Here is a 15,833-nt window from a genome sequence, read left to right as displayed (position 1 = left end):
TGACTGTTGACTGTTGACTGTTGACTGTGAGTCGAAAAACTTAGCGGTTGCGCGGATTTTAGATTAGAGATTAAAGAATTGAGAAAGAGGGTTCGTCCGACTTGACAGCAGGTAACAAAAACCAGAAAGTCGAACCACCGCCGGGAGTGCTTTCGACGCCAATTTCGCCGCCGTGAGCTTTGATAATTTGCTTGGAGAGGTACAAGCCCAAACCCAGCCCTGTTAATTGTCGGCTATTAGGGTCTTGAACGTAAAGTTCAAATAGAGATTCCCGCTGTTTGGCGCTGATTCCCACTCCATTATCTGTTACAGTACAGCGAACCATTTTTACGGTGACTCCGGGCAATTTGCTGCCGATATTGCCAATTTGACCCTGATAGCGGGGCATTTTGCAACTGCCGTCGAGGTTGAATTTGGCCAGGGTTTCCTGATTTTTCTGGGTGGTCTCGCCTATCCGAGGACGATCGCCCGCAGCAGATATCCCGTTAGCGATACAGCGGGCAAGCGGATTATTGGGCGATGTTAAAGCCTGTGAATTTTCTTCATAACTTAGCGCTGTTTCAACTGCAATTACCTCGGCTTTAAAAGTTATATTGACTCCAGGAGGATTATGTTTAATAGCATTAGTCAACAGATTTTCTAGCACCCGCTGCAAGTGTTGGCGATCGGCTTTGACTTGTGGCAAATCCGCCGGAATATCCTGAGTCAAAGTTGCTTGATTTTTTGCCAGCATCGGTTCTAAATCGGCAATAATGGCTGAAGCTAAAGACGGCAAATGCAGCGGTAAAGTATTGATAACAATACCTTTGACCTCGCTAGCGTGAGCGTCTAGCAGGGAATTAACCATCGTCAACTGGTGTTCACTGGCCTGAACGATGCGTTGCAAAATCGATCGAGAAACCGGAACATCTTGTAGAGAGTCAGACGGCGATTTGTTGAGCAAGTTTTTCAGCAGTATTAACATTCCCATAACAGGAGTGCGGAGATTGTGAGAAACTGCGTGCAAAAATAGGTCTTTCAGGCGGTTGCTTTCTTGCAACTCGTGCATTTTTTGCTGTAGTTGGTGGGTGCGTTCCTCCACTTGAGATTCCAAGTTGGCATTGAGAGCTTTTACCTGCTGCAAAAGTTGGGCTTGCTGGAGAGCGATCGCCACTTGGGTAGCGAGTTTTTCCAACAAATCAATTTCAAATTCCTGCCACTGGCGAGGCCCAGAACACTGGTTGACGGCCAAGATCCCGAACAATTCATCCCCTAGGAAGATCGGCACATTTAACGTCGCGCGAATTTGATAGTCGCTGTACAATTGGGCAATTGGAACGCTGAGTTGAATGCTAGCAGTATCGGAGATAGATCGGACGCGGTTGTTAGCATAAAAAGTTTTCTGGTTTTCGAGTAGATTTTCGTCAGCGAGTACCCACCCCAAAAGAGAACGGCATTGGGCACCCACAGACTCGGCAACAACCTTAGCGTACACCGGGCTAGGAAGATGTACCCCGCCCGCATCCACAATACCGATGAAAGCGCGGTCTGCCTTAAAAAATTGCCGGACTTCCGCAACAGTAGTATTGAGAATTTCTTCTAGGTCGAGGGACTGGCGAATTCGCAGGGCGATTTCTGAGAGCAAGCGATCGCGATCGGAGGACGCCCGCAAAGCGGTTTCCGCGCGGTGGCGTTCGGTAACGTCTTGGACTGTGGCGGCGATCGCCCCTGACTCAATTGCCGACTGTTCGCAGACAGTGCGTTCGGAGCCATCTGCCAGCACAATTCGGTAGTTAATGCAATAGGCTTGGCGCTGCAACATAGCTTGGCGCTGCGATCGCGCCACCAATTCTCGGTCTTCTGGATGTACGGCCTGCAAAAAAACTTCTGGTGTCGGTTTGACAGTTCCCGGAGCAAAACCCAAGAGGCGGTAAAGTTCGTTTGACCACCGCAATTCGATATTGGATATATGATGTTCTGCGGATTCTTCGCAGTTGTCAGTTGCTGTGAGGGCGGCGCAATTTAAATCCCAATTTCCCAACTGAGCGATGCGCTGAGCGTTGGCTAAACTAGCTTCGCGATCGCGCAGCATGGCGGCCGTGCGGCGCACCTCCACCAGCGCTTGCTGACGTTCTGCTACGGCGGCGGCCAACATCAGAGCCACAAGGGCGATCGTACCGGTAAAAGCTTGTAAAAATAAAACCGCCTGTTTGAGATTATCGCTTTTGGCCAAAAACGGGCCGCCTCCCTGCACTGCTCCCCAAATCGCGATGTAAGACACGATCGAATAAGCAAAAATCGCTCCCGCCGATTGAAACCGCAGGGCAGCCCAAACTATCAGAGGAAAAGGCAGATACTCCAGCGGATACTGAGCGATCGCCGCTTGTGTTTTTGAGCAAAAAAACAGCCAGCTCACGCTCAGCAAGAGAGTCAGCCACAGCGCTATTTCTGAATAATTAATAATTAAAAATAATAGATTATAACGGTTTTCAGTTGCAGAAAATGTGTGGCTGCGATTAGTAATTGGTAGTTGATTATTCTGTCTGTTAAAAAATGTGATAAAAGATGAAATAATAGGTTTTTTTAGTGGAGATTTAAAATTATTAACGGCGTGCTTTAAAGTCAGCAGCACTGGCGTCACAATCAAAATTCCCATGCCGTCTCCGAGCCACGTAGTCCACCAGTTCCGAGGGAAATTGCTCCACTGAGCCCAACCAAAAATGCACGTACCCAAGTTGCCGAGGATAGAGCCGAGGAAAGTAGACCCGATGACAGCGCCCGCTACCAAAGCCAGAACATCTCGCAGTCGATCGAGTTTGGTAGAAAATCCGCTCCAAGTCAGCAAAGCCTCTCCAGCCAGCGCTTGCAGGGTGACGCTAAAAGCCGATGTGGCAATGACAGCCGACGGTACACCGCCGGTAGAGTTTAACAGCACTGAACCGAGGACAATTCCCGGCCACATCCGTCGCCCTTGCAGTAGCAGTGCCGCTAGAGCAATACCGGCGGGCGGCCACACGGGGGAGGGTTCGGTTTTCACCAGTCCCAGCATCGACGCTGCGAGTTTTCCGGTAACAAAGTAGGCCAGCGCCAGGATGCCGGTGTACAGAAGCGTTCGAGTGCGGGGGTTGAGCAGTTTCATGTTTAGGTGCGATCGAATCCTCCATTCCTAGTTTTTAATTTAGGCGGCTTTGGGGCGATCGAACTTCCTCCTGACGACTCACCTGACTGGGGGAGTGGGAAGTTGACTGTTGACTGTTGACTGTTAACTGTTGACTGTTGACTGTTGTGATTGGTGATTAGTAGCAGCTAACAACTCCCCATGCCCCATGCCCCATGCCCCATGCCCCATGACTGCTTAAAATCCAAAACTCCGCTTACCATCCGGCTTAACAGTAAGCCAATTGGTCTTTGCCATTGCCAGTTGTTCCTCAGAAACTGTAGCGTTCGTAAGATTCGCCCCGCACAAATTTGCTCCCCGCAAATTTGCCTTAGTCAAATAAGCCCCCGTCAAGTCAGCACCTCGGAAATCCGCCCCTTCAAAATTGGCAGTGCTGCAATAAGCCTCAGTCAAATTAGCATCTCGCAAATTCGCATGAATTAACCTCGCGTGACCCAAATTGGCCCCCGACAAATCCGCTGCTTGCAAATTTGCCTTCACCAACCTAGCCTGATAAAAATTCCCCCCCGCTAACTGCGCTTTTTGCAGTTGCAAACCCGACAGTTCGCAGTCAGCAAAATCGCGCTTGCCTTTAAAATATGCCGCTCGCACGCTGTTGGTGTCCCACTTAGGAGCAACTTTCGATAGCTTTGACGCTGCTAAATTACCGCTAGAAGGTCCAACCGTTCCGAAAGTTCTGCCGGACTCAGCCAGAGTCCGGGAAACTCTCGGCTGCATCCCCGTGTTCCCGGATTGGCTGAAGGAAGTTCTACCAGCGCGGGTGTGGTTCGATCGTAAATCTTGATTAATTTTGCTCTCAGGGCGTGACCACGAAGAACCCTCGTCATTAAATATTGTCGGTTCTTCAACAGCACGAGAAGAGCCGTTGAATTGAGTTGCCAAGCCATCGACAAGACTTGGGTCTTCAAATTCGCCAGAGAGAGCTCTGAGGACATCTGCTGCTGATTGGAAGCGGTGACCAACCATCGGCTTCAGCATTTTTTCGAGAATCCGCGCAAAATTTGGGCTTACCTGAACGTGGGGCTGCCAAACAATTTCGCCGGTTACTCCATCAAAATCTAAATCCTTGGGCGATTTTCCTGTCAGCAAGTACAAGCAAGTCATCCCCACCGCGTAGATGTCGCTGGCAAATATCGGCCGCAGCGCCATTTGTTCCGGGGGAGCAAAACTAAATGTGCCGACTGAAAATTTCGTGTTGGCGCTTTGGTCGGCGGGGTCTAATAATATTGTTTGGCTAACTTGGTCTTTTACCGCTCCGAAGTCAATCAGAACTAAGTGGCTGTCTTGAACTCGGCGAATAATATTTGCGGGTTTGATGTCTCGGTGAATTACTCCTTGGCTGTGGATATATTGCACTACTGGCAGAATTTCTAATAGAAAATTTTTAACATCCGATTCGTTGAAACGGCCTGAGTGCTTGACTTCTTGTTTCAAAGTCGAGCCTTTAACATACTCTTGAACTAAGTAGAATTGCTGTTCCGTTTCAAAATAGTCTAGCAGCCTCGGTACTTGCGGGTGGTCGCCCAGTTGGCCGAGGGTTTTTGCCTCTCGCTTGAATAATTCCCGCGCCATTTCTAAAACTCGCGGCGACGAACTACTGGGTCGCAGTTGCTTGACTACACAACTCGGTTGACCGGGCAATGAGATGTCTTTTGCCAGAAATGTAGCTCCAAAACCTCCTTGTCCTAACGGTTCAATGACTCGGTAGCGAGCGCGCAGCAATAACCGCGCACCGCAAGTCTGACACTGAAGAATAGAGTCAGCAGGGTTTTGAGGATGGGGACAGCCCGGATTTACGCAGTAGCTCATATTGATTGAGTTTGCCTATGTTGTTCTGATCTTGTCAGCGTCGCTCGACTGCACAAATAGCCTGTTCCTGCTTCTGGTAGACATACTAATCTATCAGTTTTCGGCAAGCCGTGCCTTCGATCGCGAATTGGAATTGCACCTAAGTCTTTTAAGCCGATATCTTTTCCCTATTTTGATTATCTCGCTGGTTTGAGTTTTTTCGGTTGATTATCCTTGAAGATAGTTTAAAGACTTGCTAAAGTTGTGCTTTTTTGTGTAAAGTCTTTCTAAACTTAAGTGCTTTTTGCGTTGTTAGATGTATCTAGCATACCTCATTCTCTGAATGAGAATGCTACTCATCCCCCAGTAAACATCTACCTTTGGGCAGATCCCTCGTTTTTGCTGATGTGTACCATAACAGTCTTGACAAAATTAAATTAGTATGCTATGAAAAGCTTTCCCGAATAAATTCTGGGACTCAAAAGTCGTAGCCCGTCGGCGCCGACTAATGACTAATAACTACAGAGCACTGACAACTAACTACTGACTAAATTATGCGTATTTCTCTAAAGTGGCTGCAGGAATTGGTGGATGTGGCAATATCGCCGGAAGAATTAGCCGAAACTCTGACAATGGCAGGCTTTGAAGTTGAAGAAATTGAAGACCGCCGCCCGTGGGCAAGCGGTGTAGTTTTGGGCAAAATCATCGCCTGCGAACAGCATCCGAATGCAGACAAATTGAGAGTTTGTCAAGTGGATGTCGGCTCTTCAGAAGCTCTGAATATTGTTTGCGGCGCACCCAACGCTAGGGCAGACATTTATGTGCCTGTCGCTGTTGTCGGCACTTATTTATCGACTATTGATTTAAAGATTAAACCTGCTAAATTGCGGGGCGTTCCTTCCGAAGGAATGATTTGCTCTCTGGCGGAATTGGGACTATCTAAAGAGTCAGCAGGCATTCACATTTTTGAGTTAGAAAATCCCAAATTGGGCAGCGATATTCGCCCACTTTTGGGCTTAGACGATGTGATTTTAGATTTGACAGCAACTGCCAACCGGGCAGACGCTTTGAGCATGGTGGGCGTGGCGCGGGAAGTGGCGGCGCTGACTGGGGCGAGTTTGAGAATTCCCGAAGCGAATGGTGTGGCGATTGAGGGCAAAGAAAGTCCTGGTTTGGCAGTAGAAATATCGGAACCGCAAGGATGCCCGATTTACATCGGCACGGCAATTGAAGGTGTGAAAATTGCTGCTTCTCCAGCTTGGTTGCAGCAGCGGTTGCAGGCGGCGGGAGTGCGGCCGATTAATAATGTAGTTGACGTAACTAATTACATTTTGCTGGAATGGGGACAACCGCTACACGCTTTCGATCGCGATCGCCTACAATCTTTCACAGGTACTCAAGATATCAGCATCGGCGTCCGTTTTGCCAAAACAGGCGAATCCTTCAAAACTTTGGACGGACAAAACCGCAATTTGCAAGCTCAAAATCTGTTAATTACTGCTAGCGACAAACCTGTTGCCTTAGCTGGGGTAATGGGTGGTGAAGATACGGAAGTTCACGAAGGAACGCAAAATTTAGTCTTGGAAGCAGCGATTTTTGACCAGGCAACGATTCGCCGTTCTGCCCGCGCTCAAGGCCTGCGGAGCGAGGCATCGATCCGCTACGAACGGGGGGTGAATCAGGCGGCATTGGCGACGGCTTGCAACCGCGCTGTAGCTCTAATTTTAGAGTTAGCTGGAGGCACTGCGACGGTACAGAAAACGGCGAGTTCGGGCGATGATTTGAGTTTTTCGCGATCGCTCGAATTGCGTCTCGATCGAGTAAATCTGGTTTTGGGGCAGTTGAAAAGAGGAGAAACGGGCGGTTCTAAATATCTGGAACCGGAAGAGGTAAAAAACATTCTCACAGCTTTGGGATGCGAAGTTGTTCCAACGGAAAAAGAACGGGTGTTTGCGATAACTGTTCCTCCTTACCGCTACCGAGATTTAGAAAGGGAAATTGACTTAATAGAAGAAGTTGCCAGACTCCACGGTTATGACAATTTCTGCGATACTTTGCCCAGCAAAACGGAACCCGGTTATCTGTCGGCGGAATACGCGGCAATTCGGAATGTGCGATCGGCTTTTCGGGCGGCCGGGTTGACGGAGTTGATGCACTATTCTTTGGTGAAAACTGAGGGAGATAATCAGGTGGTGCTGGCGAATCCGCTGTTTGTGGAGTATTCGGCTTTGCGGACAGAAATGCTGTCGGGTTTGATTGATGCTTTCCAGTACAATTTGGAACAGGGAAATGGCGCACTAAACGGTTTTGAAGTCGGCCGCATTTTCTGGAAAGATGGGGATGCAATGAAGGAAGCCGATGCAGTTGCGGGGATTATCGGCGGCGATCCAACTGTGTGGAAATGGCAGCAGTCCGGGCGCGATCGACCTTTGACTTGGTTTGAGGCTAAGGGGGTTTTGGAAAGCGTGTTTCAGGAGTTGGGTTTGGCGGTGCAATATCAAAGCGATTCCTCTAATACGCGCTTGCATCCTGGCCGCACCGCTGCGTTATCGTTAAACGGGAAACATTTAGGAGTTTTCGGACAGTTGCACCCGCAATTGCAGCAGGAAAAGGATTTGCCTGAGCAGGTTTACGTGTTTCAATTAGATTTGGCGGTGCTGTTGGGTGAATTAGGGCGATCGAGCAACTTAACTCGCAAATTCGCGGGTTATTCGAGTTTCCCCGCTTCAGACAGAGACATTGCGTTTTTCGCACCGGTTGAAGTTCCGGTTGTTGAGATGCAGAGTGCGATGAAAAAGGCGGCGGGTAGTTTGCTAGATTCGGTGGAATTGTTCGACGAATATCGGGGCGACAACGTGCCGGCGGGACAGCGGAGTTTGGCTTTTCGGTTAGTTTACCGCGCGGGCGATCGAACTTTGAGCGAAACTGATGTCGAACCGGCACAACAAAAAGTTCGCGATGTTTTAGTTGAGAAGTTCGGCGTTAGTTTGAGAAGCTAATTGTAGGGGCGGTGCTAAAAGTGCCTGCCCTCTCTCGATTTCTTACACGCAAAGACTAAGAAACCGGGTTTCTTCCAAGATGTACCGCCATCAACCAACTATTAACAGAGAAACCCGGTTTCTGCGGCCAAGCGAGTCCTAAATTTGTTGAACAAGTTAATAACTTAACGGCCGCAACATCTCCCGCACAAAAAAAGAACTATCAGGAAACCGCAAAAGAGAAATACTATCACCATCCGCAAGAATCACCCGACTTTGATAACCATCCTGACTCGGTTCTCGAAAAACGTGGAGTTGCCGATTATTCACATCCAAAACCCAATAATCAGTAATTCCCGACTCAGCATGAATTTTCGCTTTAATCCCGCAATCCGTTCTCAGCGTAGTATCCGCAACTTCAATAATCAGATAAATTTCTGAAGGAATTGGATGGTGGTCTTCATAGTAAAGTGGATCTGGTATAACTACAGAAATATCCGGTTCAGGTTGCGAGTAATTATTCATCCGAACCGGGTCTTGCAGCCGCACAAAAATCTGTTCTCCTAAACGGTTATCCAATAATATCTTGGTGCGCGCAATCGCCGCACCGTGAGCTGTTCCCTTTGCTGCCATCTTTACTATCTGTCCTGCTAGTAATTCCACCCGTTCATCTTCGTCAAAAATACCAATTTCCGTCATCCGGTCATATTCATGAACTGTCAGCAGACGAATGTCTAATAAAGTCATAGTAACCTCCTTCTCTCTAACAAACCTCTCTCTTCTTCCCCTCTCTTCCTCAGCGACCTCTGCGCCCTCTGCGGTTAATCAATTTTACCCTATAAAAACTCGTCAAATCCTGCTACTATTATTGTACAATAACTTTTAAACAAATTCATCTAAGGCTCAAAACCGTGACCAAATATGTGATGTGGGGAAGTTACTGCGAAGATGTTCTCGAAAAACGCGCTCCGTTTCGAGACGCTCATTTAGCCGGATTGGCTAAGCAGAAGGAATCGGGTGTGTTAAGTACGATCGGGCCTACAAAAGATTTAACAAAAGTTTTTGCAATTTACGAAGCCGAAGATGAGGCACAGGTGCGACAATTGGTGGAAGCCGATCCTTATTGGGTAAATGGGGTTTGGACTGAGTACGACGTGAAAGAGTGGATTCAAGCTTTTTGAAGGGGTTAACAGGGTGAACATCTTAACATTGGGTGACAGCGATTTAGTTCCAGTAGACTATGGTGATTTGCTGGACAAGATTTTAGAAGTTTTGCAGGGAAAAAATCTCTTTAGCGTTTCGGATGATAAGCGTCGTCTGCTAATAGATATTGACGCGGCAGCTAATCAAATAGCCATTTCGCAAGTCTTGCCACCTTTGGGTTCTTGTGAACGTCAAGCACGTTCGGCTACCGTCAATTTGCCGGCGGAAGTTGAAACTAGATTTGGCATTCAAATTAGACAAATTAGAGAACATTTGCGACAACATTTAGCATCTGTTGTGGGAGGAGATGGTATTGAAAATTTCGTAACTAGCTTAATTGAGCCTTTAGAATCACGGTCTTTTCAGGGAAGTGGCACCGACTTAGGTTTCAAATACGATTTTGCCAAATCCTCTCCTACCTTAGCAAAAAAGAAGCTAACTTTGCAGCGCCCAAAGACTGTTGGAACAACGGCCATTTTAAAGCTGCATAAATTAACTATCGCCGTGCGAGATTCAGACATTTTTCAGCAACAATTGAAGGAGGGTTTAGAGAATTACATTGATGAAAATGCTGACACTGAAAGCGATAAGAAAGAACTGCATCATCTGCTTGATGAGATGGTGCAAAATGAAAATTCTGATTTCCATAAGTTGCTCAAACTTGTAGACAAAGAAACTCTCGGTAAGCTGAATAAAGAAGCTAAGATTACCTATTTGGAGTACCTGCTAGAAAACATTCGCAATAGCAGCACAGATAGTCTTGGGATCGTCTATTTAGAAGACTTGATCCGGCGGATTAGGTTGCTCGAAGCATACATTGGCGATCGCACAAAAGATGACGGCTATTATAATGTCAATTATGCTGGTGTGACTGTTAACTACAGAGATATGTTTTCCAGAGCGGAAGTCTTAGATGCACTTCCCATCATTCCGATTGTAGCAGGTTATTTAGGAGAAACCACAGACAGCCATTTGAACGAACGCAAATATATTTTTGGTTTAAAACTGAAATTTGGCAATGAAGTTCAAGCTCGCGGTGGTGAACCTGTATTTGATTATAACCTGAATTTGCTCAATCCTGAAAGTGAGGAACACAAAGCCGAATTAGCCGATAGTTACACTAGCGAAACCTTCATCCGCAAGGTATTAAAAATAGCTTTATTGTACTATTTTGTATTTGCTTCTCTGAGCAATCCTTTAGCGCCGGATTACAACCCTGACTCAGAACTAACCTACGATCCGAGACAAAGCTTTGAATCCGCAGTAATGCCTGGGTTGCAGGGTTCTGATGAACAGGCGAAACAGCGAATATTTCGAGGCATAAAAAAAGGGTTGACTGCCTACCATATTGAAGTTAAAATAGACCGTCTTAAGCAACTATTAAAAAACTTTCTAGACAGGCAAACAATTTTGCCAACTCGCACAGAACCGCGACATATCAGCATCAAAAGAGGCATCCTAGAAGACATCGACAACGCTTTAAGGACTGGTCAATTTTTCACTGATGTTCTGCAACAAAATCCCAAACAATCACTCCAGTATATCGCCGTCGAACAATCGAGCATCAACGAAACAGCTATCTGTCAGCTACCAGTCAATATCACAATCGAAGATGTCCGCTACTTCCCTACTGATGAATTCCAGAATTTCACCATAGAATATAACATTAAGGACATCGATACTCTGCCTGTACTTTGGGTTCCTGAAAGCCTGATGAATGTATATAACAGCAGTTTTTCCAAACAGTATAAATTGCTGTTGTTTCGTTATAACAATAAACGTTTAGACAGCAAGGACGGTTTGAAACCAGATGCAGCATTTGTTTACAAATTTTGTGTTTCGCTGCTGTCTTATATTTGCCTGCAAATCTTGTTACAAAATCAGAAAAAGAATTTGTTTATTCCGATGGTGAGACTTCACGAAGCCGACCACAATAACCCTTTCCCGTCCGAAAAGTTTATGGCTAACGTTTCTAAAACATTGTCTCATCTGTTTAGCGAAAAATACCGCTCGACTTCTCAAGGGTTTCGCGTCAAGCAAAAACCGAATGGTTACAGTATTCGCAACGGTTTGAGTTCCCTGTACTCAATATTGCCTAAAAAGTTTAAGTTTCGGAATGTTCCACTATCTCCAGAGTTGGACAATTTAGCAATTATTGTCGTATCAAGTTGCGAAAGCGATGCAAGAAAAGGTAATAGCGATCGCTTTCAGAGAAAAACTTGTTTGTTAGGCGAAGTGGCGGGAATTAAACGCCTATCAGAGGATACAATTCAAGTCGGAATGCTGAAAACTTTGTCAGAAAACTACAGCGTTCAACACCTTTACAGTCAGCCCTCAATTCTTGAAGATACTGTCAGTCAGCTATACAAACATGGATATCGCAATTTTCTATATATTGCACAAGCACCTTATACGAGCACGCTGCACATTACCCAGACGGATGAAGATGAGGAATTGTTTTTTATGTCTAAAAGCTTAATCAAAACGTTGAAAGGAGAGCGACAAGATATCAGGATTTATCCGGTATTTTTTGATAAATATTACGTCCGCAGTCCTAAAGAACACAAGGGAGAATCTTTCTACATTCAGGATACCACGGAACTGGAAAGTTTATCAAAAGATCCCAGTCAACAAGCTGTGATGTTTTTTAATCTGTTTAATGGTATCAAAGTAGAGCAAGGGGAAAAGAACTTTTACAACGGTGTGATTTCTTACTCGACACTGTTGAATATATACGAAGGCATTCTGGATGACCAAAATATTCGCCAAGGTTTGATGTACGATGGTGAAATTAAAGATACTTTACTGCACTATTTAACCATCTTCCACTTTTCTAGGTATGAAGCCCGTCAACAGATTAGTTTAAAACTAGATCCCTACGCTCATATTATAGGCGATGATTCAATTGGTAATCTATCTATATTTAGTCATGCTGGCGGGAGTGCCGATTTTAATTCGCTGGCCTTTTTGAATAAAGTAAGAGAAGTATTGAGCGTAACTGAGGGAGGTACAAAATAATGATAAGTGAAGATTTTGGGCGGCTGTTTGAAGTAGGATTTAATATCGGGATTCTGGCATATATTCAGCGGGAAAATTTAAGTCACAATTTTGGCGATTCCTACCGTCTAGATTTGCAGAGGCTCAAATTGCCAAAGATGACGGCGGAAATCGTCCGGGAAGCCAATCTGCTGGCTAGTTTAGATGCTGAGATAGTTGAAAAATGGAGTTTGTTCTTTGTCCAAAAAGGTTTTTTGGGTGGGTTGAATTTTTTTCGGGAGTACGTCAACTCTACTGGCTGGAATTTGCAGCGGTTAAAAATTGTGTATTGTCAGTTCAGTTTTAGTGATGCTAACAGTATCAGAACCTATAACAAGGGTGAGAAAGAAGCGTTTAAAGGGTTATTGTCTCAGTTGACAACTGCCAAACTTAGTTTATCAGATGATGAGATTAACTCGTACATCCGCCGCTACTCGAAAAAGGGTGAGTTTTTGCAGGCTGATACGCTGATGCTGTTACAGCAGGGGAATGATTTTAGAATTCTCTGCGTTGATTTGTCTGTGTTTTCTCCGACGCTAGCTCCAAAAACGGAGGATATCAATGAAATAGAGGTGATACGCAAATATTTGATGAGAGAAATTAGCTATTTGCGATCGAAAAGTGTGTTTTCTAATCTGCGGATGGATACCAGCACTTTAGGTGTGGATTTCTCGGAGGATTTAAAACGCTTTTTTACAGCTTTTAAGTATAAGGATAAGGAAAGCGCTAAGCTGATTCAGGCGGGTAGCTACGCTCACAGCTTCTATGGATTTTTGCAACAAACAGGTATAATTTCAAGTGATGCTGAGGTTTTGTTTAATGTGGTTGGTTATGGCGATCGCAATATTAGCACAATTTCCCTACGCACGGACAAACTTAAGCTGTTAGCAACTTGTTCGGAAATTTACAAAAATGAATCTAGGAAGCAAGAAATCAGCGATGCTCGCAGCGAAGTTTTGGATGTGATTCAACTCAACGCGGCTCGCAGTTTCAAAGAAGGCAGAAAATTTGTCGATTCTCTGTTAGGAATTGGGGAAAATGCCACTGAACCTGTATGTCATACAGAGAAAATCGAGAATTTTGTTAATTCAATCGATATTATATCAGATAAGCTGGCAGATGAATTGCAAATTGCTCGCGGTTTGCATTTGAGGAATGCTCACGCTGAATTGATTGTGAAAGCGCTTCAATCTGATGAAACTTATATCTTTTTGACGGGTAATCCGGGAATTGGTAAAACAACTGCGATCGCAAATTTCCTGAAAAGCCATATCGACGATGGTTTCTTATTCTTATACGTCAGTCCCCGCAAGCAAGTAAACTTGGATATTATCGAAAAATTCACAGATAAAAATACTCGTTTGTTGTGCGATAATCGGCTATTCTGTATTAACACAAACTCAGACATTATTGCAAGTAATGCTGGCCGACGTACAGTCAAGTACGCCTCGAATAGCCGTAGCGAAAACTTCACACAAAAAACGGTTCATTTTCTCAAAGATAATCCAGAAAATCAGGCAAAAGAATACCACCAGCGACAAATTGCTAGAAAAAATGAAACCGTAATTGAACCAGCTAGCCCCAAAACTATGGGAGTGCTAAATAGCATTTGTAATGGGATTTATAGCCTGATCAACGGTCAAAGTTCTAATAATATTGTCGCCACGGTTTCTATCCAATCTTTGAGGATGAAAGAAAATCGACAAAGTACCCTTGATTATTTAGAACAGATATTTCAAGATACTTATAACAAACGGGATAAACAAGTCATCACCGCCAAGATGCAAGAAATATCTAGGCGCATAAAACACATTTTCATTATGATAGATGAAATTACAGGAGATGACGGTGGTGTTCAGTTTTTAGCTGGAATTGCCAACATGGTTAAAAATCATGAATTGCACAAGCCACAGCACGGCTTTAATACTAAAATTATTGTAGCAGATGCTTCGATTGTTGACTCGGATGTGATTAAACAACACCTTGAAAACACATCTCAAGAACCGGATAAAATCTATTTCAAAAAATTAGCTAAAAATTCGGATGTCATTGAACCTTTACAAGTCACTCCTTTTGAATTTAAACGGCTACCTGCAACGATAATCAATGCCAATTCCTACCCCGCCCGCAGTTTGAATATAGCTTACAAGGTATTTGTAGAAACTGTTAAATACAATGAAAATGCGTCTTTAAAGGAGGATAATGATTTAGTAAAACGGGTACAGTCTGCAATAATTCAGGATATCAATCAGCGATTGGTGGAACCTGGTGTCGAACAAATTATAGTCTATATTCAGAATAAGCGAAGATTGGCAGAATTGATTGATAAAATTCAAAAAGAACGAGAATTTAATCAGTTTGAAGATTATCTGGAAATTCACGCGAATATCTCGGAAGAGGAGAAAGCAAAAATACAGGAGTGCAAAGATACAGCTAAGGTAATCTTTATGACTGCATCGGGCAGTCGCGGGTTATCTTTCCCGAAAACTAAGCACATTTTAGTTGATATTCCGCGCTTCCAGATTGAAAAAAACCTGATGGAAGTGATACAGGTGATTTATCGGGGGCGCGGCGAAGATAAACATGGTAAAACCCTTGACGGTGAAGACAAGCAGTTGGTTTTTTACGTGTCTGATACAGCAGTTTACTATGCTGATGATGCGGAACTTTCCCTACAAGAAAGCAAATTGAGTTTGTTGAATTTACTGCTAATTCTGAAGACTGCGGTGATGACGCGAATTGTCGGCTACGGGAATTTAGGTAGGGAAAAGTTTTTGATGATTCCGATTGGTGGTAAGTCGGTTTCTGCGGTGGGGGATACTTTTAGTAACAAGATGGCTTCTCTAATTAAAACGCTGAAGAGCGAAAGCATCCGAGGAAATAGGTTGCTAAAGGAGGTTTATACGAGTTTAGAAGAGCTTTTGGGTCGTGGGGAGTTTGTTTTGACAAATTCTGATAACTCTCGTTACAAGGGCAATTCCTACCTGGAAATGCGGGATGATTTTAACAAGAAGTTTTTGGAGAAGTGCAATCCGTTAGATGGTTTGCTGAGTTATGATAATTTAGAGAGTGGTCATATTTGTGGTAGTTTGTTGGTAGTGCCTCTAGCTAAGCAAAATTTGCTGGAAAAATACCAGATGCGGCTACGCGAACAAATTCAGAAGTGTGTAGATAATGACTTGCTGAAAAAAATGTATCGAATTAGGGATAGCGATTCGTCCCCAGAGAATGTAATATCGGCGATAAGAGGAGGTGCGATCGAGCTTTTGCAATTTCTCAACGGCGATTTGGAGAAAACTCAGTATTTTGAAGAGCAGAGTCAGCAGTTCGATCGCTATTATGCCATACCGCTATTTGCTTTTGTCAGCGGGGAGGAAATGCAGGAGTATTTTGCTGACAATAAGGTGGAAGAACCGGAAGACAGGCGGTTTCGGGATATTTTGTCGGCTTATGTGCGATCGATCTACCCTGTAGATAGTGTAATGCCGATCGGGCACAAGTATCACGAATTCCCGTTTATCGTGTTTAGAAGCTACAGTTTAGAACAAAGCCGAGAAAAAATTTTTACAGATAAATATCTTTTAAGTTCCAACGAATTGAACGTGCTCAATTTAATTTTGTCGAAGCAGATAAACTAGACCTCTCGCATTCCCAAGCTTTCAATCCCTTCA

7 protein-coding genes are annotated in these 15,833 nt (G+C 44.6%); 4 read left to right on the top strand and 3 right to left on the bottom strand.

From position 1 onward, the window contains the following. Positions 1–70: 70 nt before the first annotated feature. Complete coding sequence (locus QUB37_RS12690) at positions 71–3,118, bottom strand: MASE1 domain-containing protein (RefSeq protein WP_333162409.1); 3,048 nt, start codon at positions 3,116–3,118, stop codon at positions 71–73. A gap of 216 nt (positions 3,119–3,334) precedes the next feature. Continuing rightward, positions 3,335–4,966, bottom strand: coding sequence for a serine/threonine-protein kinase (locus tag QUB37_RS12685; protein WP_333162407.1), 1,632 nt, complete (start codon positions 4,964–4,966; stop codon positions 3,335–3,337). A gap of 533 nt (positions 4,967–5,499) precedes the next feature. Here QUB37_RS12685 and pheT point away from each other — a divergent pair. Then, complete coding sequence (pheT, locus tag QUB37_RS12680) at positions 5,500–7,944, top strand: phenylalanine--tRNA ligase subunit beta (protein ID WP_333162405.1); 2,445 nt, start codon at positions 5,500–5,502, stop codon at positions 7,942–7,944. Positions 7,945–8,100: 156 nt separating this feature from the next. Here pheT and QUB37_RS12675 read toward each other — a convergent pair whose 3' ends face one another. Then, positions 8,101–8,670, bottom strand: a complete 570-nt coding sequence (locus tag QUB37_RS12675) for a Uma2 family endonuclease (protein ID WP_333162402.1) — start codon at positions 8,668–8,670, stop codon at positions 8,101–8,103. Between the two features lie 164 nt (positions 8,671–8,834). On the opposite strand from QUB37_RS12675, the gene QUB37_RS12670 reads away from it, so the two are divergent. From QUB37_RS12670 to QUB37_RS12660, 3 genes are read left to right on the top strand one after another with little or no spacing between them, the layout of a single operon-like run. Further along, positions 8,835–9,104, top strand: a complete 270-nt coding sequence (locus QUB37_RS12670; protein ID WP_190662223.1) for a YciI family protein — start codon at positions 8,835–8,837, stop codon at positions 9,102–9,104. A 13-nt stretch (positions 9,105–9,117) separates the two neighbouring features. Then, complete coding sequence (locus QUB37_RS12665; RefSeq protein WP_333162398.1) at positions 9,118–12,144, top strand: hypothetical protein; 3,027 nt, start codon at positions 9,118–9,120, stop codon at positions 12,142–12,144. After that, entirely contained in the window at positions 12,144–15,800 is a 3,657-nt protein-coding gene (locus QUB37_RS12660; protein ID WP_333162396.1) for a helicase-related protein, read from the top strand. The genes QUB37_RS12665 and QUB37_RS12660 overlap by 1 nt, the downstream gene beginning before the upstream one ends. The last annotated feature ends 33 nt before the right edge of the window (positions 15,801–15,833 follow it).

The organism is Microcoleus sp. AT3-A2 (genome assembly GCF_036705685.1).
Lineage (GTDB): Bacteria > Cyanobacteriota > Cyanobacteriia > Cyanobacteriales > Microcoleaceae > Microcoleus.
Note: the sequence above shows the minus strand (reverse complement) of the source record. Positions and strands in the feature narration are given on the sequence as shown.

Bases quoted from the DNA above. Each gene is read 5' to 3' on its own strand.
- pheT (WP_333162405.1), top strand. From the start codon at position 5,500: ATGCGTATTTCTCTAAAGTGGCTGCAGGAATTGGTGGATGTGGCAATA.
- QUB37_RS12675 (WP_333162402.1), bottom strand. From the start codon at position 8,670: ATGACTTTATTAGACATTCGTCTGCTGACAGTTCATGAATATGACCGG.
- QUB37_RS12685 (WP_333162407.1), bottom strand. From the start codon at position 4,966: ATGAGCTACTGCGTAAATCCGGGCTGTCCCCATCCTCAAAACCCTGCT.
- QUB37_RS12660 (WP_333162396.1), top strand. From the start codon at position 12,144: ATGATAAGTGAAGATTTTGGGCGGCTGTTTGAAGTAGGATTTAATATC.
- QUB37_RS12690 (WP_333162409.1), bottom strand. From the start codon at position 3,118: ATGAAACTGCTCAACCCCCGCACTCGAACGCTTCTGTACACCGGCATC.